This window comes from Pedobacter yonginensis, assembly GCF_003173595.1.
In the GTDB taxonomy this organism is placed as follows: domain Bacteria; phylum Bacteroidota; class Bacteroidia; order Sphingobacteriales; family Sphingobacteriaceae; genus Pedobacter; species Pedobacter yonginense.
Map to the genome: position 1 here is coordinate 180,724 of NZ_QGNZ01000004.1, position 24,001 is coordinate 204,724.

Annotated in this window: 17 protein-coding genes; 4 read left to right on the top strand and 13 right to left on the bottom strand. The window is 37.7% G+C overall.

The window, feature by feature from the left end; translation table 11 throughout:
* Positions 1-1,154: 1,154 nt before the first annotated feature.
* Positions 1,155-5,582 carry a translocation/assembly module TamB domain-containing protein gene (locus DHW03_RS15735; protein WP_109926807.1) on the bottom strand — a complete coding sequence of 1,476 codons (4,428 nt, stop codon included), beginning with the start codon at positions 5,580-5,582 and terminating at the stop codon, positions 1,155-1,157.
* 74 nt (positions 5,583-5,656) lie between these two features.
* Between DHW03_RS15735 and tsaD the strand changes: the two genes are divergently transcribed.
* Positions 5,657-6,658, top strand: coding sequence for a tRNA (adenosine(37)-N6)-threonylcarbamoyltransferase complex transferase subunit TsaD (gene tsaD, locus DHW03_RS15740; RefSeq protein WP_109926808.1), 1,002 nt, complete (start codon positions 5,657-5,659; stop codon positions 6,656-6,658).
* Positions 6,659-6,709: 51 nt separating this feature from the next.
* On the top strand, positions 6,710-6,910 hold the full coding sequence (locus tag DHW03_RS15745; RefSeq protein ID WP_109926809.1) for a hypothetical protein: 201 nt from the start codon (positions 6,710-6,712) through the stop codon (positions 6,908-6,910).
* 224 nt (positions 6,911-7,134) lie between these two features.
* On the opposite strand, the gene recA is transcribed toward DHW03_RS15745, so the two are convergent.
* From recA to DHW03_RS15770, 5 genes are all read right to left on the bottom strand, one after another.
* A complete protein-coding gene (recA, locus tag DHW03_RS15750; RefSeq protein ID WP_109927214.1) occupies positions 7,135-8,148 on the bottom strand; it encodes a recombinase RecA in 1,014 nt (337 codons plus the stop codon).
* Between the two features lie 134 nt (positions 8,149-8,282).
* Positions 8,283-8,948, bottom strand: coding sequence for an endonuclease III (gene nth, locus DHW03_RS15755; RefSeq protein ID WP_109926810.1), 666 nt, complete (start codon positions 8,946-8,948; stop codon positions 8,283-8,285).
* 1,010 nt (positions 8,949-9,958) lie between these two features.
* Entirely contained in the window at positions 9,959-11,158 is a 1,200-nt protein-coding gene (locus DHW03_RS15760) for an MFS transporter (protein WP_109926811.1), read from the bottom strand.
* A 264-nt stretch (positions 11,159-11,422) separates the two neighbouring features.
* Positions 11,423-11,617 carry a hypothetical protein gene (locus tag DHW03_RS15765; RefSeq protein WP_109926812.1) on the bottom strand — a complete coding sequence of 65 codons (195 nt, stop codon included), beginning with the start codon at positions 11,615-11,617 and terminating at the stop codon, positions 11,423-11,425.
* An 87-nt stretch (positions 11,618-11,704) separates the two neighbouring features.
* Positions 11,705-12,289 (bottom strand): RNA polymerase sigma factor, encoded by a 585-nt coding sequence (locus DHW03_RS15770; protein ID WP_109926813.1) that lies wholly within the window; start codon positions 12,287-12,289, stop codon positions 11,705-11,707.
* Between the two features lie 258 nt (positions 12,290-12,547).
* Between DHW03_RS15770 and uvrA the strand changes: the two genes are divergently transcribed.
* Positions 12,548-15,361, top strand: a complete 2,814-nt coding sequence (gene uvrA / locus DHW03_RS15775; RefSeq protein ID WP_109926814.1) for an excinuclease ABC subunit UvrA — start codon at positions 12,548-12,550, stop codon at positions 15,359-15,361.
* 8 nt (positions 15,362-15,369) lie between these two features.
* Complete coding sequence (locus DHW03_RS15780; RefSeq protein WP_109926815.1) at positions 15,370-16,023, top strand: LysE family transporter; 654 nt, start codon at positions 15,370-15,372, stop codon at positions 16,021-16,023.
* A gap of 63 nt (positions 16,024-16,086) precedes the next feature.
* On the opposite strand, the gene DHW03_RS15785 is transcribed toward DHW03_RS15780, so the two are convergent.
* The 7 genes from DHW03_RS15785 to vapB all read right to left on the bottom strand — a co-directional run bounded on the left by DHW03_RS15785 (position 16,087) and on the right by vapB (position 23,974).
* Positions 16,087-17,121: a DUF2157 domain-containing protein gene (locus DHW03_RS15785; RefSeq protein WP_109926816.1), complete on the bottom strand. Its 1,035-nt coding sequence runs from the start codon at positions 17,119-17,121 to the stop codon at positions 16,087-16,089.
* Between the two features lie 105 nt (positions 17,122-17,226).
* Positions 17,227-19,440, bottom strand: coding sequence for a cation:proton antiporter domain-containing protein (locus DHW03_RS15790; protein WP_109926817.1), 2,214 nt, complete (start codon positions 19,438-19,440; stop codon positions 17,227-17,229).
* A 514-nt stretch (positions 19,441-19,954) separates the two neighbouring features.
* The gene (locus tag DHW03_RS15800) at positions 19,955-20,938 is read right to left on the bottom strand and encodes a bifunctional riboflavin kinase/FAD synthetase (protein ID WP_109926819.1); all 984 of its coding nucleotides are present in this window, start codon (positions 20,936-20,938) and stop codon (positions 19,955-19,957) included.
* Between the two features lie 143 nt (positions 20,939-21,081).
* Entirely contained in the window at positions 21,082-21,942 is an 861-nt protein-coding gene (locus tag DHW03_RS15805; protein ID WP_109926820.1) for a YitT family protein, read from the bottom strand.
* Entirely contained in the window at positions 21,939-22,670 is a 732-nt protein-coding gene (truB, locus tag DHW03_RS15810) for a tRNA pseudouridine(55) synthase TruB (protein ID WP_109926821.1), read from the bottom strand. Before truB ends, DHW03_RS15805 begins: the two co-directional genes overlap by 4 nt.
* Before the next feature lie 26 nt (positions 22,671-22,696).
* Complete coding sequence (locus DHW03_RS15815; RefSeq protein ID WP_109926822.1) at positions 22,697-23,491, bottom strand: undecaprenyl-diphosphate phosphatase; 795 nt, start codon at positions 23,489-23,491, stop codon at positions 22,697-22,699.
* A 279-nt stretch (positions 23,492-23,770) separates the two neighbouring features.
* Positions 23,771-23,974, bottom strand: a complete 204-nt coding sequence (gene vapB, locus DHW03_RS15825; protein WP_109926823.1) for a type II toxin-antitoxin system VapB family antitoxin — start codon at positions 23,972-23,974, stop codon at positions 23,771-23,773.
* Positions 23,975-24,001: the final 27 nt, after the last annotated feature.

Consider the following 24,001-nt stretch of genomic DNA (forward strand, 5'->3'; position numbering starts at 1 on the left):
TCTTGGCAATTTCAGTCCTGCTTTACCTCCAAGCCCAATGAAAAATTGGGGCTTTCCGTCCAATCAGGTTTAGGAACAAAGGTTAGCCCGCGTTAACGATGGAAGCGGCATCCTTTTTGGCTTTTTCAGCCAAAAAGATATAGCGGACAGCGTGTTAAAACGCCACAATTATTGGAAACATAAATTTCTATTCTTTAGTATTAAATTATTTGGAAATCCACGTTCAGTGGTTCTTGGCAATTTCAGTCCTGCTTTACCTCCAAGCCCAATGAAAAATTGGGGCTTTCCGTCCAATCAGGTTTAGGAACAAAGGTTAGCCCGCGTTAACGATGGAAGCGGCATCCTTTTTGGCTTTTTCTGCCAAAAAGATATAGCGGACAGCGTGTTAAAACGCCCAAATTATTATAAGAAGCTAGTTTCAATACTTTAGAATTAAATTATTTTGAAATTAACGTTCAGTGGTTCTTGGCAATTTCAGTCCTGCTTTACCTCCAATCAGGTTTAGGAACAAAGGTTAGCCCGCGTTAACGATGGAAGCGTCATCCTTTTTGGCTTTTTCAGGCAAAAAGATATAGCGGACAGCGTGTTAAAACGCCCAAATTATTATAAGAAGCTAGTTTCAATACTTTAGAATTAAATTATTTTGAAATTAACGTTCAGTGGTTCTTGGCAATTTCAGTCCTGCTTTACCTCGAAGCCCAATGAAAAATTGAGACTTTCCGTTCAATAAGGTTTAGGAAAAAAGGTTAGCCCGCGTTAACGATGGAAGCGGCATCCTTTTTGGCTTTTTCTGCCAAAAAGATATAGCGGACAGCGTGTTAAAACGCCCAAATTATTATAAGAAGCTAGTTTCAATACTTTAGCATTAAATTATTTTGAAATTAACGTTCAGTGGTTCTTGGCAATTTCAGTCCTGCTTTACCTCCAAGCCCAATGAAAAATTGGGGCTTTCCGTCCAATCAGGTTTAGGAACAAAGGTTAGCCCGCGTTAACGATGGAAGCGGCATCCTTTTTGGCTTTTTCTGCCAAAAAGATATAGCGGACAACGTGTTAAAACGCCCAAATAAATTTAAAATTTCTAAAGTGAACATACATACCAGGCTTCTACGCTAGGCTCAAAGCCCTTTATCATTACATGATCCTAATGGCTCAGTTTACCTTCTTGGGCCGCCCTTAGTTTGATTTATAATCGCATCCTTAGTAATCGCCTTATTGGTTTTAACCGGCTGCTCGGCCTGCTTTCTTTTTAAGTTTCTACGATAAGCACCAGAAAGTTTCTGAATAAACTCTGTAAATGTATCAAACTGCTGGGTGTAAACCAAACCAAATGAGGTTACGTTGGCCGTTGGGCTAATCCCACTATTTAAGAAAATACTCTGCTGTGTTGGCGGTTTGTTAGCCACCTTTCCGGTTAGGCTACCATCTTTCTTAATTAAAAATAAGGCTTCTACCTCACTACCTACATTTTTGGAAAAATCGATAATGGTTAAATCATTCAAACTGTTTCGATCTACAATACCAGCATTGATAATCAAACGATCGTTGAAAAACTTAAATGATGCATTCGCCTCACTCAACGATCTTACGTTTAAATCCACAAAATTTAAGTTCAGCGACGATAAAACATTGTTGAATTGGTTAAATACGAGCTCCGTTGCGGTACTCGACACCGTAGACTGTAATTGGTTTCCAATAGATTCGCCACCATTTCCTGGTGCAAAGCTTCTTCTAATAATTAAACTAAAGGCCTGTAAGTTCAGGTTGTTCTGGTCGCTGAAATAGGTTTGCAGCTCCTCTTTTATGGCAGGTTGAGAAGGAAAATAAATGTCTAACTTAATATCTGGTTTTAAGAGCAAGCCCGTTAAACCCATTTCAACTTCCGTATTTACCCTTTGGTTAGCATTACTACTCGCATCCCTATTAGCGGCCTTAAACAACTCATTTAAATTTGCCCTCAAGGCATAAACCGCTTTTAAATTGATTTGTGCTGCGGTTGGATTACCAGTCCACCTAATTGTGCCGCCCTGTCTAATATCAAATTTCTTGTTGATAACCTCTTGAGCCGTAAAATCGAAACTACCCGTTTCAATAATGTAATCTCCAGACATTTCAAAATCGCCCAAGCTGTTGATGTTCAGGTTAAGCTCTGCGCTACCTTTACCACTTAAATTACCCAGTGTAGTATAAATATTGGCAGTGGTATTCGGATCAATAGTAAGTTTAAACGTAAGCGTTAGACCTTCAAAATTCGTTTTCTTTTTAACCACGGTAGCCGAGTCTCTGCTGATAAAATTGATAAAATCTTTATCAGATACGGTTTCCGAGCTATTTAAAGGAAGGTTGAAAATCGTTCCCTTTTCAGTCTTCGCCTTGATGTCGATTTTCATTTTATTGGTGGGCCCTGTAAACTTAAACACACCTGTACCATACGCCTTTCCGTAATAAACAGAGTTGTCTTTGGCGGTAGTGTTTAAAGCCAAAAAGTTGTTGGCATTCAAAGTCACATCTAAATCGGGGTAGTTAATGTCGTTTAAATCAACCGATCCATTGGCTATGGCTTTATGCCCTTCTAAATCGTTCAGTTCAAAATCTTCCAAGCTAATGACGCTATTTTCAACCTTAACTTCATCGGTAATAACGTAGGTGGTTTTTAAATAATTAACCATGAGCTGACCTTTATCAAGCGAAAGTGTTCCGTTAATTTCGGGCTTATCAAATTTACCTTTAATCGTCAAATCTGAAGAGATGTTACCTTTCAAATTAGACACTAATTCTTTTACAAAAGGCTCAAGAACAGTCAGTTTGCTGTCGTTCATCTTGATTTCTAAATCGATGTCTTTCTCCTTTAAATCCAAATTTCCGGTGAGTTTAAAAGTTTCGTCTCCATCGGCCATAATTCTGGTGAAAACATTTATTTTATTGTTTTCATTATCGAAAGATGAGGTATCGGTTAAAGTGCCGATGTAAATGTTATTGAAGTTTAACGAATCTATTTTTAGATCATCATTTACCCTCGGCGACTTTAAAATTCCATACAAATTGGTTGTTCCATTCGCATTTCCGGCTAAGCTTACCCCAAAACCTTTGGTAAAAGGGTTAAGTGTTTTTAAGCTAAAGTCTTTAAAACCAATCTTCATTAAATCGTTAGGATCATCTGAAATTAAACCGTCAACGGTAATCTGCTGCTTGCCATTGGTTAAATCGAAGTTGGTGATTTGTGTTTTTCCATTATTTAGAACGATACGTACCTTTTCTTGGATGCGCCATTCTTCGCTATTAATTTTGAGGATGGATGGCAAAATACTCAACCGAGCGGTAGTGTCTTGGTTCTTTGTAAACTCTACCAAACCGTTCAAATCCAGTTGATTGGCATCATCAGAATTAGACATTTTAACGTTAAAGGCCAAGCTATCGTTGCGCAGAATGTTCGAAATATTCACATCCTTAATAAATAAACTGTCGTTAATTTGAACGCGATCGGAAGTAACAATTAATTGAAGCTGCTCTTTGGTGGTATTCTCATCTAAAATGATGTTGTTTACCACAACACCATTAAATTTTAAGGTTTTAACAAAGCCACTCAGAGTTGCCTTGTTGTTTCTGCTATCAAAATCGCCGATAAACAGGGCGCCATCGTCCAATTGTAGTCCCGGCGAAATGAATTGAGCCAATGGTTCAAAATCTTTAATTTGCAGGTTAAATTGAAAAATTTGGTTCTTATATTTAAAAATATCGGCTTTGAGCGATGGAACATAGGTTTTTGCAATGGCCTTATAGTAGGAGCCAATTGAGTTTAGATCATATTCGCCACTTACGCTGGCATCTAAAATGTCAGATTTGATGGTCAAATTCCGATTTGCGCCGCTTCCTTTTGCAAGCAGCTGCACTGAATCTACCTCGTAAACTCCTTTCGGGTTTTGAAGTCGTATTTCTTGAACTAGGAGTTTCCCTTCAATGTTGTTTAAGTTTGTTCCGGAGAAGTTGGTGCTAAATTTTGCATCAACCATCAAAGAATCTTTTAGCAGTTTAAGTGCCTTTAATTTTGCCTTAGTAATGGTTGCTTTAAAATTAAATACTGGAAGTTTTGGGTTTAAATTCACCCCTCCATCAAACACCAGTTTAACGTTTTTATCGTTGATGCTGAGTTTTCCATCAAAGTATTTTTTGTTAAACGTCCCATCAATTTTTACATTTCTATATCTGTAATTGTTAAAATCGATGTAAGTTACATCTCCATTAATGTTTTCAGATAAGTTTTTCAGTTCTGTGCCACGCCCTTTAACATATAGTGAAGAACTGATTCTGCCTAAGCTTTTTTCATCCAGCAAATTACCGATGTTAAAATCGTAGGTTTTGATATTTCCGGTATAGGAAGGAACATCATTCTTGTCGATTTTCATGTTCACATCCGATACAAAGCGGCCTAATTTCGTTTTGAACTCGCCGTAGGCGATAAAATCATTTTGGAAACCCGTAAAGCTTCCATTAAAATTGATATTGCCAAATTTGTTTACAATGCTTGGAATCAGTTTTTTCTTACTGTTTGTAATGCCTGCCAAAACCTCATCCAAATCGGTTTTGTTTGTTCCTGCCATTTCAATATTCAAATCCATAAAAGTTTCTTTCCATTTAGGAAGTCCTTTTATAATGAAATCGCCTTTGATGTAAGTGGCCTTGCCAGATTTGATAGATAACTTTTTAGCCTTCAGATTATTAACCAATCCCGTGATTTGCCCGTCTATATCCAAGTCCAACTTCATTTCGTTCAGTTCTGGAGCGAAGAAAGCTACATCTCTAGAGCTAAGGTGACTGTCCTTAAAAACAGCCTTCATCCTCACATTGTCGATGTATTTGTTAAAATCTTTAAAGCTATTAAAGCGCATTTGATAATAGTTTGTCAATCGGCTTTGGCTCGTTTCCAATAACAAATTTTTAAGTTCAATGGCATTGCTATCTACAGTGGTTAAAGCAGTAAGGTTTTTTAAATAAAAACCACTTCTTTCTTTTAGGGTTAGGTTTTTGATGTTGGTTTTGAATAGGTGGGTTTTGGTGTCTAAACCTTCAAAAATTCCGCTTAGCTCCTTAACATCAACATTATCGAAGTTTACACTTTTTCCTTGCGATAAATCTTTTGCCTTATAGTTTTTATATTTAAAACTCATTTTATTCAAAATGATTCGGCGGAAATCGATTTTATAAGGCTCTTTCTTCGGTTTCTTTACAGTAGGTTTACCGCTATCGAAGTAATTGATGATGAAATCAAGATTAGAAGAATTATCTTTGAAATCCTTTAGGAAAAAGTGTCCGTTGTTAACTTGAATGGTATTAATGTCAATTATCTTTTTATCTATGGATAACTGATTAATGTCAACCATAAATTGTGGGGTGCTTAGCAAGGTATCTTTCTGTAAATCGAGTACGAGTAAATCTTCGAGCACGATGGATTTGAAAGGCTTAATGTATAAGCTTTTAATTTTAATAGTGGTATTAAGCTCCTTTGATAAATATGCGGCTGCTTTTTGTGCAACATAAGTTTGAACTGGCTTAAATTGTAGGGAAAATATAATTAGCGCAAGCAGCAAAATTATTGATGCAATTACCCAAAGGAGTATTTTAAATAGTTTTTTAATAATTTTGCAGCTTAAATATTAATAATTTGTCTGTTATACTTGCTATAGAGTCCTCTTGCGACGATACTTCGGTTGCCATATGTAACAACGGCAAAATTACTGCCAATGTTATTGCAAACCAAACAATTCATCAAAATTATGGTGGTGTAATCCCCGAATTGGCTTCGAGGGTACATCAACAAAATATTGTGCCTGCTGTGCACCAAGCTCTATTAAATGCTAAAGTTACAAAACAGGACATTAACGCCGTAGCTTTTACACGTGGCCCGGGTTTATTAGGTTCGCTTTTGGTTGGTGTTTCTTTCGCCAAATCTTTTGCTTTAGCCTTAAATATACCTTTAATTTCTGTCAATCATATGCATGCGCACATCCTGGCGCACTTTATTGACGATCCGAAACCCAATTTTCCATTTTTATGCCTAACGGTATCGGGTGGGCATACTCAAATTGTTTTGGTTAAAGATTACTTTGATATGGAAATTGTTGGCGAAACTTTAGACGATGCAGCGGGGGAGGCCTTTGATAAAACGGCCAAAATTTTGCAATTGCCTTATCCAGGTGGACCATTAATTGACAAGTATGCTCAATTAGGCGATCCACAGAAATTCAAATTTGCTGTTCCGCAAATTCCAGACTTGAATTTTAGTTTCAGTGGTTTTAAAACCTCCATTTTATATTTTATCAGAAAACAGGAACAGGAGCATCCAAACTTTATTGCCGAAAATTTAAATGATATTTGTGCATCCGTGCAATACAGCATCGTACAGATTTTATTGAATAAGTTAAAAAAAGCTGCTAAACTATATGGCATTAATGAAATTGCCATAGCGGGTGGTGTGTCTGCCAACTCTGGTTTAAGAAATAAACTGCAAGATGTTGCTGTTACAGAGGGTTGGAAAGTTTATATCCCTGCTTTTCAGTATTGCACAGATAATGCGGGGATGATTGCAATTGCGGGCTACCAAAAGTTTCTTAAGGGAGATTTTGTTGGGCAAGAGGTTTCTCCAATGGCCAGAATGGAGTTCTAGTTGATTATAGATCTGGCTTTTTACATGAATTAATAATAGATTTTTTTACATATGAGTGGAGCATCGTTAGTATTTTGGATTGTTTGTGCCATCCCCCTAACAGGAATTTTATATTGGCTAATTAGAAAAGACAAAAACAAGCTCAAAGGAAGCTGGGGTATTATTGTACTCGGAGTACTGCTCGTTGCTGCACTGCTGGTGATTGTATTTGTGACTAAAGATTTTGATGCTGTATTCAGTCAAGATAAATAATCAGGCGTTTAATCTGATTGACGTTTCGAAAATCTATCGAAATATGGCTTAACGGACTGAAATTTAAATTTTAAATCATCAGAAGAAATTAAATACCAAAAAAGGCAATTTTCGTTATTGAAAATTGCCTTTTTTGATTCTAAACATGTACGCGGCAAATCTAGTCTGCTTGCCTCAAAGGCCGATGAATTTCATTCACAGTCCTTTCGTATGCTTTTGGAAATCTATTTTTCTTCTAATTTATCGCCTGTAACTTCGGCTTTAATTTTAACTTCTAATTCATCAGCTAATTCGGGGTTATCACTTAGCAGTTGTTTTACAGCATCTCTACCTTGCCCTAATTTAGTGTCTCCGTAAGAGTACCATGAACCTGCTTTTTTGATAATTCCAAAATCTACACCTAAATCTACAATCTCTCCATTTTTAGAGATTCCTTCTCCAAACATCACGTCAAATTCCGCAATTCTGAAAGGTGGAGCAACTTTGTTCTTAACAATTTTTACCTTAACGCGGTTACCAGACACTTCGTCAGAATCTTTAATTTGAGAAATACGACGAATATCTAAACGAACTGACGCATAAAACTTTAAGGCATTACCACCAGTTGTTGTTTCAGGATTACCAAACATCACACCAATTTTATCACGTAATTGGTTAATGAAGATACAGCAACATCCGGTTTTAGAGATTGTACCGGTTAATTTACGTAAAGCCTGACTCATTAATCGCGCATGTAAACCCATTTTACTGTCGCCCATTTCACCTTCAATTTCACTCTTAGGTACCAATGCGGCAACGGAGTCAATCACAATCACATCAATTGCACCAGAGCGAATTAAGTTATCTGCAATTTCTAAAGCCTGCTCCCCGTTATCTGGTTGAGAGATTAAAAGGTTATCGGTATCTACACCTAATTTCTTTGCATAGAACTGGTCGAAAGCATGTTCCGCATCAATAAATGCAGCAATTCCTCCTTTTTTCTGTGCTTCTGCAATAATATGAGTTGCTAAGGTGGTTTTACCTGATGATTCAGGGCCATAAATTTCAATCACCCTACCTTTCGGAACACCACCAATGCCCAAGGCTATATCTAAACTAATAGAACCTGTAGATATAAAATCTATAGGATCGATAGCGGTATCACCCAATTTCATTATGGTGCCTTTACCGTAAGATTTTTCTAACTTATCTAATGTTAATTGTAGGGCTTTCAGTTTGTCAGGATTCGCAGTACTCATTTCTTTTTTCATTTTGATTGCGCAAATATAATTGATTATCGGCTAATATGCTTTTATGTTTATAAGTATAATACTAAAATATTTAGCTAAGTTAATGGTTTTTTAACTAATGTCAATAGCAAAACGAAAATAATTTAAGCCGTGTGTTTATCTCGTTCATTTTGAGCTCTTAGCCGTTCAAAATATCTGCAAATATGGGTGATTTCGCAAACCGCACATTTCGGACTCCTAGCCACGCACACGTATCTGCCATGAAGAATAAGCCAATGATGTGCAATATGAATATCCTGCTGTGGCAAATGTTTAACCAAATCTTTCTCCACAGCCAAAGGTGTTTTTCCATTGGTTAAGCCTAAACGGTTGGCTACCCTAAAAACATGTGTATCTACCGCCATAGCAGGGGCATTGTAAATTACTGAGGCAATAACATTGGCTGTTTTGCGTCCAACGCCAGGCATTTTTTGCAAGTCATCAACATCCGATGGCACCACATCATTAAATTCGTTAATTAAAATATTCGCCATCCCCACTAAATGCTTGGCTTTATTGTTCGGATAACTGATGCTTTTTATATAATCAAAAACAATATCTGGCGTTACCTCTGCCAGTGCCTTTGCATTCGGGAAACGTTGGAACAAAGCAGGTGTAACCATATTTACACGCTTATCGGTACACTGAGCCGAAAGAATAACCGATACTAAAAGCTGATAGGGGTTATTGTAATGCAATTCGGTTTCCGCATCTGGCTGCTTGGCCGAAAAATGTTCTACAAAAAGTTTATAGCGTTCTTTTTTAAGCATTGGCAAATATAGCAAGCAAAAAGAAATCTGTTCGTTTTTTATTAGTCTGTGCTTTGTTGGTACCCCCCCGTTCTTTAGATGGTGATTGCTGGACTAAAATCAAATCAAATTTTATCATTTGGAAATGAACGTTCAGTAATTCTTTTGAAAATGCAGTCCCGCGCTCCGCTATATCCCCAATAAAAATTGGGGGATGCCGCTATGCTCTGGTTTAATAACAAAGGTAAGCCTTACACCAACCGTGAATAATAAACGCGATTGAAATGAAAAGCGCCCGATTCTTCATCGGGCCTTGTAATGAAAAGCGGGACAGCCGTAGCCGATGAAACACAAAACGTTCATTTCCAAAAATTTAAACGCTTAGCGCTCCGGTCGATTGCTGATCCACGAAAGCCGATACCCCTTGTAAATCTATTTTTTTAGGAAATGAACGTTCAGTAATTCATTTGAAAATGCAGTCCCGCGCTCCGCTATGTCCCCAATAAAAATTGCGGGATGCGGCTATGCTCGGGTTTAATAACAACGGTAAGCCCAGCACCAACCGTGAATAATAAACGCGATTGAAATGAAAAGCGCCCGATTCTTCATCGGGCCTTGTAATGAAAAGCGGGACAACCGTAGCCGATGAAACGCAAAACGTTCAGTTCCAAAAATTTAAACGCTTAGGCCTCAGTTGGTGGCTGACCCGCCAAATCCAATACCCTAGTAAATCTATTTTTTGAAAATGAACGTTCAGTAATTCTTTTGAAAATGCAGTCCCACGCTCCGCTATATCCCCAATAAAAATTGGGGGATGCCGCTATGCTCGGGTTTAATAACAACGGTAAGCCCAGCACCAACCGTTAATAATAAACGCGATTGAAATGAAAAGCGCCCGATTCTTCATCGGGCCTTGTAATGAAAAGCGGGACAACCGTAGCCGATGAAACGCAAAACGTTCATTTCCAAAAATTTAAACGCTTAGGCCTCAGTTGGTGGCTGACCCACCAAATCTTGACTTGATAAGACTTTTAATGTATGCCTACATACTCAGATTTTACAACAGAGGGATTGTTTTGTAAAGCTTTTGAACCATTTGTTTTAATTAACCATAATGCAAACATCGACCCAACAAGTGCCATAGCTGCACCTACATAAGCAGGAGATGTGTAGTCAAAACCATAAACTAGTGGCAGGCCACCAAAAAATGCACCTAACGCGTTGCCGATGTTAAAACTGGCCTGACTGGCAGATGCAGCGAGCATTTCTGAGCCTTTTGCAGTTTGGATCATTAACATTTGGATGGGCGCGGCGAGGGCAAATGCAACTGCACCTGTAATGAATGTCATTACGAGTGCCAATACCTGATTACCCGAAACAAAGTGTACAATGGTTAAGGTAATCACCATCACAATTAGTAGCGAAGCAGAAGCTTTTGCGGGGGAGTATTTATCGGCGAGGATTCCACCGATAAAATTACCCACCATCATGCCCAAGCCAGCCAACATTAAAATATAGGTTACATTTGATGCAGAAAAACCTGCAACATCTGTCATTAGTGGTGCGATATAACTATACCAGGTGAACAATCCGCCTGTGCCAATGGAAATCATGGCGATGATGATCCACGCTTCTTTCTTTTTAAAAAAGCTGAGTTCTGCTTTTAAATCGCGATTTTTTGTGGCCTCTAGTGCAGGAAGCCATAATTTTAAACTTAATAAAGTAATTAGGCCTACAAGAACGACAACAGCAAATGAGATTCTCCAAGAAAAATTGTGTCCGATAAATGTTCCTAAAGGTACGCCCACTACGTTTGCAATGGTTAAGCCCATAAACATGAGCGAAACTGCTTGTGCTTCTTTACCTTTTTTGGCAATGCGACTGGCAACTACAGAACCAACGCCGAAGAATGCGCCATGAGGTAAACCGGAAAGTAACCTGGCGATAAATAAGGTATCGAAAGTTGGAGCAAAGGCAGAAAACGCATTAAACACAGTAAACATAACCATAAGGGCAATCAAAATCTTTTTTGGAGGGTATTTCCCAGCGATCATGATGAGCAAAGGTGCGCCAATTACCACGCCAAGCGCATAGGCAGATATCAAGTGACCCGCTTGTGGGATGCTTACCTTCAAATCTTTAGCAATATCAGGAAGTAAGCCCATCATAACAAATTCTGTTATTCCGATGCCTAAACCTCCTAAAGTTAGTGGGATTAAATTTTTATTCATAGGGATGCTTAGTGTTAAAAATACACTATGTAAAGGTAACACTTTCTGAGCCCAAGAATTGTAAAATTCAAGCCATTTTGAGAATTGAGATATCTTTGGCTAAATCTGAAGGCCAAGCAAGATTTATTGGAGGAGCGTTGAGGTGTAGTTCATCTCCATGATAATAATCGTGATGGGTATAGGATGTTTTGGGACGATTGAGTGGGCATGGGGCATAAAAAAAGCTGTCTCACTTTGTAAGACAGCTTTGTAGCTCTTGTAAAATTACTTCGATTTGCTGTAAGCTAAAATCCTATTGATGGTTTCATCTTGAGGATTTGTTAACAGCCCATCTAACTTACTTTTGATTTGGTCGTAAAATAAGTCGATATCCGCATCAGATTCATTATCAGTTGTTGACTGAAACATGTTTTGGGTTGGTAAGTTTACATTTGTTTTTGATGTAGAGGTTTTTGTCATAAGCAACTAAATGTTTTTGTTTTATAAACTTAACGATAGTTGCTATGCTTTATTTCAATCGCAAAAACATTTTTTGTAACTTTTTTATTACCCCTTGTATGTCATTTCCTTAGTCTTGAGCATTTTGCGCAAGTTGCTCAATGCATAACGCATACGGCCCAAAGCGGTATTAATGCTTACCTCAGTTAAATCGGCTATTTCTTTAAAGCTTAAATCGGCGTAATGACGCATCAGAAGCACTTCTTTTTGCTCATCAGGCAATAAATGAATCATTGCTTTTAAATCTTTATGGGTTTGATCTCGGAGCATTTTTTCTTCTGCACTCTCATCATAAAAGTGTAGCATATTAAATACATCCATTCCATCAGAACTCGTAATTATTGGAGTTCTTTTCTCCTTCCTGAAATAGTCGATAACTAAGTTGTGCGCAATACGCATTACCCAAGGTAAGAATTTGCCTTCCTCGTTATATCTTCCTGATCGCAACGTATTAATTACCTTGATAAAAGCATCCTGAAAAATGTCCTCCGCCAAATATTGGTCTTTAACCAATAAGTAGATAGAAGTATAAATTTTGCTTTTATGTCTTCGTAAAAGTTCCTGCAATCCATTCTCGTCACCGGTAATGTATAACTTTACCAGGTCCTGATCATTATATGATTGTAAATTCATAGGTTTACCTACACTAAATCCCGTACTATTTGCTAAAAATTAATTTGTAGATGTTTAATTTCTATAGCTGATCTCCTATGTTTTTGAATGTTGTTAGTTTGGTTCTGAGGTTGTTAATATTCAAAGAAAGTGTTTTTTTTATCAAAAAACAAAAAATAAAATGTTAAAAAATAAATTAACCGTCTCAGTACCCTATTTTTGTATGTTTTTAAAACCCTTGTAAATCACTGGGGTTTATATTTATATTCTTGATAATACATGAGCAAAAACGAAGCCGAAAAAGATCCGCATAAAAATATAATCATAAAAGGTGCCCGCGTACATAACCTAAAAAATATTGATGTTGCCATTCCAAAAAATAAATTGGTGGTTATTACTGGCATGTCGGGTTCGGGTAAATCATCTCTTGCATTCGATACTCTATATGCTGAAGGTCAGCGTCGTTATGTGGAAAGTTTATCGTCTTATGCGCGCCAATTTATGGGGCGAATGAACAAACCAGATGTAGATTACATTAAAGGTATTGCACCTGCCATTGCGATTGAACAGAAGGTAATTACTTCCAATCCACGATCAACTGTTGGTACTTCTACAGAAATATACGATTACTTAAAACTTTTATTCTCCCGAATCGGGAAAACGATTTCACCCATCTCAGGAAAAGAAGTTAGAAAAGATTCGGTAAGTACGGTTGTTGATTATGTGGGTGCAATGCCCGAAGATACAACGGTTACCATTTTTTGCCCATTATATCCGCATAACAATCGAACAATTAAAGAGGAGCTGGCCATCTTATTACAGAAAGGTTTTTTAAGGGTTCTGATTGAGAATAAAATTGAGAAAATAGAAACGGTTTTAGATGATTCTGATTTTAAAGATGCTGAATTAACTGACGATAAAACGGTTCAAATACTAATCGATCGAATTGTAACTAATAAAGAAGAGGAAACTTTAAGCCGATTGGCGGATTCTACACAAACTGCATTTTTTGAGGGCAAAGGAGATTGTTATGTTGAAGCTGAAGGGGTTACGAAGCACTTTAGCGATCGGTTTGAATTGGATGGTATGCGCTTTGAAGAGCCTACGCCAAACTTTTTCTCCTTTAACAATCCATATGGTGCCTGTAAGCGTTGTGAAGGTTATGGAAACGTAATTGGAATTGATGAGGATTTAGTTATCCCAGATAAAAGCAAAAGTGTTTATGATAATGCCATAGCACCTTGGCGAGGAGAGAAAATGGGCGTTTGGTTGCAGAATTTTATTAAAGCTGCACCAAAATTCGATTTTCCCATACATAGGGCCTATAGTGCTTTAACGGAGAAGGAACAGCAGTTACTTTGGAGCGGAAATAAATACTTTGTTGGACTAGATGCTTTTTTCAAAGAACTGGAAGAGCAAACTTACAAAATACAATACCGTGTTATGTTATCGCGCTACCGCGGAAAGACCACTTGCCCAGATTGCAAGGGATCTCGATTGCGCAAGGATGCCTCATACGTAAAAATTGCGGAGAAATCTATCATAGATGTGGTGTTGATGCCTTTGGCAAAAGCGTTAATTTTCTTTAATGAGTTGCAACTGAATGAGAACGATGCGAAAATAGCTAAGCGATTATTAGCCGAAATTAACAATCGTTTCTTGTATTTGAATAATGTGGGCTTAGGCTACTTAACACTTAATAGATTATCAAACACGCTATCTGGTGGAGAATCGCAGCGGATTAATCTGGCAACTTCGCTGGGAAGTAGTTTGGTTGGTTCTATTTATGTATTAGATGAGCCTAGTATAGGCCTGCATCCTCGCGATACCAATAAGCTAATTGAGGTTTTGGTTTCGTTAAGAAATGTAGGAAATACAGTGATTGTGGTAGAGCATGAGGAAGAAATGATGCGTGCAGCCGATCACATCATTGATATTGGGCCAGAGGCAGGTACGCATGGTGGTAACTTGGTATTTAGTGGCAATTACGAAGCAATTTTAACAGATAAAAAGAGCTTAACTGGCAGGTACTTAGCTGGTATAGAGCATATTGCCATCCCAGAAAAACGAAGAAAATGGAAAGACCATATCTTAATAAAAGGCGCTAGGGAGAATAACCTAAAAAATGTAGATGTGAAGTTTCCTTTAGGGGTTTTCACGGCAGTGAGCGGGGTTTCTGGTTCTGGTAAAACCAGTTTGGTTAAAAAGATTTTATATCCGGCTTTGCAAAAGGCCATTGGCAATTACGCTGGGGAACAAACGGGTGCTTATGATGGCATCTTCGGTAATTATGATTTGGTGAGTGCTGTAGAAATGGTCGATCAAAATCCCATCGGTCGTTCTAGTCGATCTAACCCAGTAACTTATGTTAAAGCCTGGGATGATATTCGTGCATTATTTTCTAATCTAGCCTCTGCCAAAGCCGCGGGCTTAAAACCTGCTGCGTTTTCTTTTAATGTAGAGGGGGGACGTTGCGATGTTTGCCAAGGTGAAGGAGAGGTTAAAATCGAAATGCAGTTTATGGCTGATATTTATTTGCCTTGCGAAGCTTGTGGTGGCAAACGCTTTAAACAGCAGGTTTTGGATGTTACCTACAAAGAAAAAAATGTATCTGAAATTTTAGACATGACCATTGATGAGGCTGTTGATTTCTTTAAGGATGAACAAAAAATTCTGAATAAATTAAATCCGCTTGTTGATGTTGGTTTGGGCTATGTGCATTTAGGGCAATCGTCCAATACGCTATCAGGCGGTGAAGCGCAGCGGATTAAATTGGCCTCATTCTTAATTAAAGGGAACAACGCCAACAAAACGGTGTTCATTTTTGATGAGCCTACAACGGGTTTACACTTTCACGATATTAAGAAGCTCCTTAAAGCTTTAAACACTCTAATTGAGCAAGGCAATACCATTTTGGTTATCGAACACAATATGGATATGATAAAATGTGCGGATTGGGTAATTGATATTGGTCCGGAAGGTGGTGATGGGGGCGGTCATGTCGTTTTTGAAGGCGTTCCAGAAGACCTGGCAAAGGAAAAAAAATCTTACACAGGCAAATATTTAGCAACCCATTTGAATTTTAATCCATAATTTCGGCAATGCTTTTTTTAACGTTTTTCATAGGCATCATGCTCAATGCCATGGGCTACATCCCCCCAGGCAACATTAACTTAACCGTTGCACAACTTGCCATTAATAAAGGCATGCGCCAGGTATGGTATTTTATTCTGTCGTTTTCGTGCGTGGAAGTGTGTTTTACTTTCGGCATGATGCGGTTTGCCCGTTGGGCGATGAGTGATATTAATCCGAATGAGGCGGTGAGCGAAGTGCGATTGGGTACTTTGGTTGATTGCTTTATGATTTTGATGTTCTTGGTTATGGGAACCATTACCTGGCGCAATAGAAAAAAGGTGCCTAAAACGAGTAGCAAAAAGGAAGATAAGCGTAGTGGAAGTGTTTTATATGGATTGATTTTGGGGGTTTTAAATCCTGTTCAAATTCCTTTCTGGTTATTTTTTGGCAATTACGTCATCCTTCATCAATGGATTGAAACGGATTATCTATCGCTGGTTGTGTTCGCTTTAGGTTCGGGTTTTGGTTCTGCTGGTGCATTGTATTTATATGCTCATTTTGCAACCTACATACAAGAGAAATTTGCTTTAAGCAGCACATTGGTAAACAAATCGATAGCCATTTTCCTATTTGTTTTGGCTGCTTATTTGGTTGTAAAGCAGTTAATCATCATTTTGTAACGAGCGCTAAATTTCCAACGTGTTGATGTAGTTGGCGAGCTAACAATCCTAAATTACCTAACATCATTTCAGAAACTCTACATTCCATATTTTTTCAGCTTTTCTGCCAATGAGCCAAAAAGATGCGGCCAATACAGAGAAGAATAAAGCCTTATGCCAGCTGTCCCAAAAATATTCGAAATAGCGGGTGTACAGATTAATGAAAAGAAAAGTAATCCCGAATTCACGGGCAACATCGTCGTGATATTTTAACCCGAAAACGGTACTGATTACACAAATTGCTGCAGATAGCAAAGCCCAATAAAATAGGCTCAACTGCCTAACGTTGTACCATTCTTCTAAACTAGCAAAATTGCCAAAAACCGATAATGCCCAAAGGGATACAAATAGGTAAACCATCCCTGCCATATAGGTAACCTGAAAAAAATGTTGCGTTTTCGGCAGCAACTTCATAATAAAAGATGCGGCGGTTAAAATGGCGCCAAAAATTACAAATCGCAAAGGGTAGTTCATACCAAGGAAGTAGTAATTCCACCTACTTAAATATCCAGTTTCTGTGCCAAACCAAGCTCCCAGCGAAATCAGCGCGAAGATCCAAATCAATCTGGAGTTATAGAGATAGCCTAGGCCGCCATAGATAAATACAGAAATTAAAATCAATATGGAGAAATTGCCTGATCCATTATCCAAAACCTTTCCAAAGTAGGCTATTGCATTGGCTGTAAGCAGTATTGCAGAAAAGATAATGGCTTCGTTGCTCAATTTTAATTGTGCTAATTTTTTCTTTCTTCTAAAGCCAAGAATGTATAGCCAGGCAGCTAAGCATCCAGAAACGATTGCAATTACAATATTTGGTGTATTGTACACTCTTTTCAAATAATTCAAAATTGAATTATCAATCAGAAGTGAACCTAAAGCAATAAATCCGCAGGCCAGCGCCACCCAAAATGCATATTGTGCAAGACGAAGCCAGTCAAAATTTTTCGCCTCATAACTCTTTCGAAGCTTGCTGCTCGTTTCTTCATTAATTAAGCCATCATTTTGCCATTGCTCAATCATGTCATCAAGAAACTCACTCTTCTCTCTATCTATTCTCATAGCTTGTGTTATAAACGAAGATATAAATTTAGTTCCAAGATTAAAGCTTTCAATATTCTGCTATAGTTTGATTGAAATTTAATTTTACTGCTGCTATTGAGCACATTAAATAACGCTTTTGATTTTTTTGTTATTTCCAACAATCCAAATGATGTCGCCATTATCAAATACGAAATCGGACGAAGGATTCAGAATTTTATCGGTGCCACGCTCAATGCCAACAATCAGGGCTTGAGCCTGTTCTCTAATCCCTGCGTTTCTGATGCTTAAACCATATACTGGCGATTCTGTATTAACAACGACTTTTTGTAGCGTCATTTCCTTATCAGGGAAGCTTTTTTCAGATTCTGTTTCAGGGATATCTACCTCCAACAGGTTTTTTACCGATGCAAGCTGATCATCAGCCCCAATTAAAAGCAGTTTATCGTTAGGGTACAATCGCTCGTCTCTTCCTGGCGTTGGAATGTTATTTCTTCCACGCTCGATTAGGGCGATGTTTACCCCATATTTTTCTCGAATCATCAATTCAGCTAACGTTTTACCAACCACTTCAGATTCTGGAGAGACCGTTAATTCGGCCAAATGTGTATCCCAAGGCAATATCGCTGGCTTTTGATTTTCTCTGGCGTTTAAATTTAGCATGAAACGTTTCTCTAGCTTATCGTAAAACGATTGGAGTTTTCTAGAAAAAATAATCATTCCCAAGACAATGAGTCCGAGTGCAATTACCGCGGCAACCCAGGTATCGAAGAATTCGTACATTAAAAACCCTACAAAAAAGATTCCCAAGGCTATTCTAAAAAACTCGATTGCAATTAGTGGTCCACGGGTATATTTCTTATTTAACCACAAGTGTGAGTAGGCTGTTTTCTGAATTCGCCTAATGGATAAAGCCCATAAAAATGGCGACATCAGGATAAATGACACCACTACGCTGATGATGATTGAAGTTAGACTATTCGCAATGTTTTTAACGATGAATGGCTGTACATACCTGTAAGCCAAAAAGATAATGGCTATAATAATTACGGAATGAATAATGGTATTGGAGATGTAAGCGCGTAAAAGTATTTTCCAGTCGCTCAAAGTAGTAATTCCTTCTGTACTAGAACTGTATCGATCTATACCATCCAACCAACGTTGCGGAAGTTTTCTTTTCAAGAATTGATAAAATGGCTCGGATAATTTAATCAAATAAGGCGTAGTAAAGGTCGTAATGGCGGCTACCGCTACGGCGATTGGGTATAAGAAATCGCTGGTTACTTTTAATGTTAAGCCTAAGGAGGCGATAATGAAAGAGAACTCACCAATCTGCGCTAAACTCATACCCGATTGTACCGAAGTTTTTAGGGGCTGACCAGACAATAATGCACCCAGTATGGTGAAAATAATTTTACCCAAAATAACCACTAACGATGCCACTAGAATTGGAACGGCATATTTCACCAGCATGGCAGGGTCGATAAGCATACCTACAGATACAAAAAATACAGCGGCAAATAAATCCTTAACCGATTTTGTTAAGTGCTCTATTCGCTCTGCCTGAGTGGTTTCTGCAAGGATAGAGCCCATAATAAAAGCGCCCAAAGCAGGTGAAAAACCTACTTTATCTGCCAGTAAAACCATTACCAAACACAAGGCTAGTGATACGACAAGCATAGTTTCATCATTCATTAATTTTTTGGTGGCCTTTAAAAAAGAAGGCACCAAGAAAATCCCGCCTAAAAACCATAGCACCAGAAAAAATGCCAGCTTTAAAATGGAGTAAAGCATTTCGGTACCTGCAGATTGCTGACTAACAGCAAGCGTAGAGAACAAAACCAGTAACAAGATGGCAACTAAATCCTCAACAATTAAAACGCCAAACACTAAACCTGCAAATTTTTTATGCTTAAGACCAAGCTCTTCAAATGCTTTAATGGTTATCATGGTTGATGATATAGACAAAATACCACCTAAAAACAAACTATCCATATCTTTCCAGCCCATGCCCTTACCCACTAAATAACCGGCTAGGATAATGAATAGAACCTTTACAATGGCTGTAATGGAAGCAGAACCCCCAACTTTAACTAATTTTTTAAAACTGAATTCTAAACCCAGGCTAAACAAAAGAAAAATTACTCCAATTTCCCCCCAAATATTAATGCTCTTGGTATCGGTAACGGATGGAAAAAAGCTTAAATGTGAACCCACCAAAAGGCCGGCTAAAATATAGCCCAACACGAGCGGTTGTTTAATTTTTTTGAATATAAGTGTAGTGATTCCTGCTGCGGCAAGTATTAATCCTAAATCGGCTATTAAGTCTGGTAAATGCATTTATAAAAAATAATATTGTTAAGTAAATAATAGGGCGCAAGCTACAAATGGGCTTGTGTTTGTTTTGAAAAAATAAGACTGTGTTACAGTTTAAAAATCAAATTAATTACCAAAAAACATGCTTCGGATAAAGCATTTTGAATAAACACCAATAATTATATTTTAATCTTTTTATGATAATTTTCGGGTCGATTTTTCTTTTGATTATAAATAGAAAAACTAAACCCAATAAAACAAGAATGGATCCTTTAGAAATTTTTAATGGGCTATTGGAACTGAAATCTCTCTGCAACGACTCATTATCTTGCTGATTATTCAGATGAAATTTTGCAATTGATTTGGTGGAAAGGAAGCTTTCTTTATAACCTTTATTTAGGGCTGTAAGCTCTTTTTTCTGCATTGCTAAACTTGCAGAATTGAATGAAAAAAGAAAAAAAAGTAAAAAGTAAAAAAGCCTCATTGCCGTAAATATAACGAAAATGAGGCTTTTTTAAAAGGAAAAGGTGGTTTAAGTTTAGTTGGAAACCGAATCGAAGTAGTTTAACGTGGCAACCTTATCTTTTTGTAATTGGAGGGTTAGTGCTTCTAAGCCTGTAAATTTTACGTCGTGACGGAGAAACTTTAAAAAGTTCATTTTAATATCTTGCCCATAAATTTCTTGATTAAAATCGAAGATGTTAACTTCGATATTTCTAGTCATTCCGTTTATGGTTGGGCGTTGCCCGATGTATGCCATGCCTTTAAAGGTTGACGTTTTTTGACTGCCTTTGGGCAACTCTAGGGTCGAATTTGCTTCCATGTTCATTTCAACGGTAACCGCGTAAATGCCATCGCCAGGAATCAGCTTATAAGTTTCCTCTACAAAGATATTTGCTGTAGGGAAACCAATGGTACGTCCAATTTTATCACCCTTAATTACGCGTCCGAAAATGGAGAAAGGATAACCCAAATAATCGTTTGCTAAACTTACATCGCCTTCTAAAAGTGCTTGGCGAATTTTAGTTGAACTTACGGCAACATCGTGGATGTCTTGTTCCATAATTTCTTCTACGGTGAAGCCAAAATGTTGGCCTGCGTTTTTTAAATCAGCTAAGTTGCCAGATCGATCTTTTCCGAAACGATGATCGTAACCGATGATGATGTGTTTAGTGCCAATATTATCTACAAGGGTATTCTTGATGTAGTCTTCTGGTAACTGATTTGAGAAATCTCTTGTAAATGGGGTTATAATCAAATGATCGACACCCAAGTGCTCTAAAACTTTGGCTTTTTCGTTAATGGTATTGATCATTTTTAAATCCTGATTTTCAGGATCAATAATCAATCTTGGATGAGGAAAAAAGGTTAATATTACGCTTTCGCCGTGGTTGGCTTTAGCTTTTGCAACCAGCTGTTTGATTATTTTTTGGTGTCCGAAGTGTACGCCATCAAATGTACCAATGGTTACAATGGCGTTGTTTAGCTTCTTAAAATCGGAAAGGTTATTGTATATTTTCAATGGTGAATGTTATTTTAATGAATGGGTTTTCGCATGAGGGATGGTAGCGGTATCCTTTTTTGTTATTTCAACAAAAAAGATTTAGCGTACAGCCCGACCCCTTGCGTAGCTTGGGGGCATGCCCAAATTATAATGTTCTTTTTTTAATGTAATGCATGGCGCTTTACTACACCACCTTTTAAATCGGCTATTTGTTGTTGAATTACAAAGGCATCGGCATCTATTTGCCTTATTGCGGTTTGTAACTTGCTCATTTCTAATTTTGTAACTACTGTAAATATAATATCGATGTCTTTTTTCTCTCCATAGCCACCTTCGCCTTTATAAATGGTAACACCGCGTTTCATATCGTTTATGATAAACGCTTTTATATCGTCTTGGTGCTCGGAAATTATTGTAACGCCTGTATATTGTTCTATACCATTTACGATAAAATCGATGGTGCTGGATGCGGATAAATAGGTTAAAATTGCATACAGCGCGGTTTCGATGTTTAGGAAATAGGCTGCAAAAGCAAATATGATGATGTTGAGGATTAAAATGATATTTCCAACCGTTAAAACACTGTTTTTACTGATGTACAAGGCTAAAACCTCCGTTCCATCGATAACACAGCCCCCACGCATGGCCAGGCCAATGCCACCCCCTAGAAACAAGCCGCCAAAGAAGGCAATTAATAATTTATCATGTGTAATGGGCTGGAAGGGAAGCACTATTAGTGCAATTGATAAGGCTGCAATGGCCACTGCTGTTTTTATTGCAAAACCTTTCCCAATTTGCCTGTAGCCTAAAATTACAAAAGGAATATTAATGATTACGATTAAGTATGATAGTTTAAAGCCGGTTAATGTGCTAATTAAAAGAGAAATACCGGTTACGCCTCCATCTATAAAATGACTTGGCATTAAAAAGCTTTTTAAGCCAAAACATGCTGAAGTAACGCCAGCAATGATTAGAAAGAGTTCTTTTAGAAATCTGGCATTTCTGTTTTTAATGTGATTCATACTTGGGCTTGATTTTTAGCTTCTTCTTTCTTACTGCGAATATAATTAACGAGTTCTAAAACCTCAAACGCATTACTGAGCAAAAAGTTTCCGCTTCGTGTGCGAACGAGCTTGGAAAGATAGGCCCCATTGTTTAATGCTTTCCCAAAATCGGATATTAATGAGCGGATGTAAGTGCCTTTGCTACACACAATTCGGAAATCGATTTCTGGTAAAGCGATGCGTGTAATTTCGAAAGCTGGAACGGTTACAAAACGCTTACGCAGTTCTACTTCTTCGCCCAAACGGGCCTTAACATATAAGCGTTCGCCATTTACTTTTACCGCTGAATGTGCGGGTGGATATTGTTCTATATCGCCCGTAAATTGATTTGTTGCGGCGTAAATTTGGGCTTCGGTAATTTGGCTGATATCGAAAGTGGTATCCACTTCGGTTTCCAGATCGAAAGATGGGGTTGTTGCCCCCAAAATCATGGTGCCTGTGTATTCTTTTTCTTCTGCCTGAAAGGTATCTATTTGCTTGGTAAGCTTGCCAGTGCAAATAATGAGCAGGCCGGTTGCCAGCGGATCGAGCGTGCCAGCATGGCCAACTTTTAATTTTAGGGGTTTTAAAGAATTACGAATTTTGCCAACCACATCAAAGGATGTCCATTGGTAGGGTTTATTAATTAAAAGCAGTTCGCCTTCGGCAAAATTGAAATCTTTAAACTTTGAATTTTCTGTACTCACAAATCTTTTTTGCGCAAAGATACAGATTATATAATTTGTAAGTTATGGCCGGTGAGCAATAGGATAATAATGGCTAAGCCTGCTATAATTCTATACCAACCAAAAACTCTAAAACCATGTTTGTTTAAGTAGCCGATGAAACTCTTAATGGCAAGCAAAGCGACGATAAATGCAATTACGTTACCAATGATGAGCAAGTTAGTTTGTTCGTGGGTGATGGTATGCCCTTCTTTGTAGAAATCGAATAGTTTCTTGGCTGTTGCGGCAAACATGGTTGGAACGGCCAAGAAGAAAGAAAATTCTGCGGCTACTTTTCTACTTAATTTTTGGCTCATGCCTCCAACAATTGTTGCTCCTGAACGGGAAACACCTGGAATCATGGCTATGCATTGGAAAAAGCCAATTTTTAAGGCAGTTAAATAGGTTACATCTTCCTCTTCATTAATGGTTGGTTTGTTGAACCATTTATCAACAAATAATAAAATTATTCCGCCTACGAGCAATGAGATTCCAACGGCCATAGGGCTTTCTAACAGTTCATCTATTTTTTTGCTTAATAATAAACCAAATACGGCTGCGGGTATAAATGCGACAATGAGTTTAAAATAGAAATTGATGGATTTGAAGAATCGTTTGAAGTAGAGTACCAAAACAGAAAGGATAGCGCCTAGCTGGATGGCGATAGTGAATAGTTTTACAAATGGCTCACTTGCTATCCCCATGAAAGAAGATGCTATAATCATGTGCCCAGTACTGGATACGGGTAGGAATTCCGTTAATCCTTCTACAATAGCGAGGACAATGGCTTCAAGGTAGTTCATAGGTTAATTGGCTGGGACTAATCCCATTTTATCTTTATTTTATAGTTTTTTAATTTTTTATCTCGAGAGACTAAAACTAAGTTCTCTGCTATTGCTTGCGAAACAATGATTCTATCAAAAGGGTCACTATTGATGAATTCGAGATTTAGTTGCCAAGCGAGACTATGCTTAAAAAACAGGAATTGTTAATGTTTGAAATTTCCTTTTTGATAGAGTTTGGTAGTTGTATGTTTCCATCAATAAACCATAAGAAGGCGTGTGTATCTAAAAAGAAAGCCATTAGATATATGCTGAAAACATTTCTAAAGGTTCGTCAAAATCGTCAGACAGCTTAATTTTTCCTTTAGCGTAACCGAACTCTCTAGATTTTACTTTTTGCGTATTTTGATGTTTTATTTTTAAAAATTCAACAAAATCAGCAACTCCTTGCCTAAGTGCTATAGGTAAGGAGTTTATTTCTATCTGTAAGTTTGTTGTTGTCATTCTTAAAGTTAAAAAAATGCTTTAGTT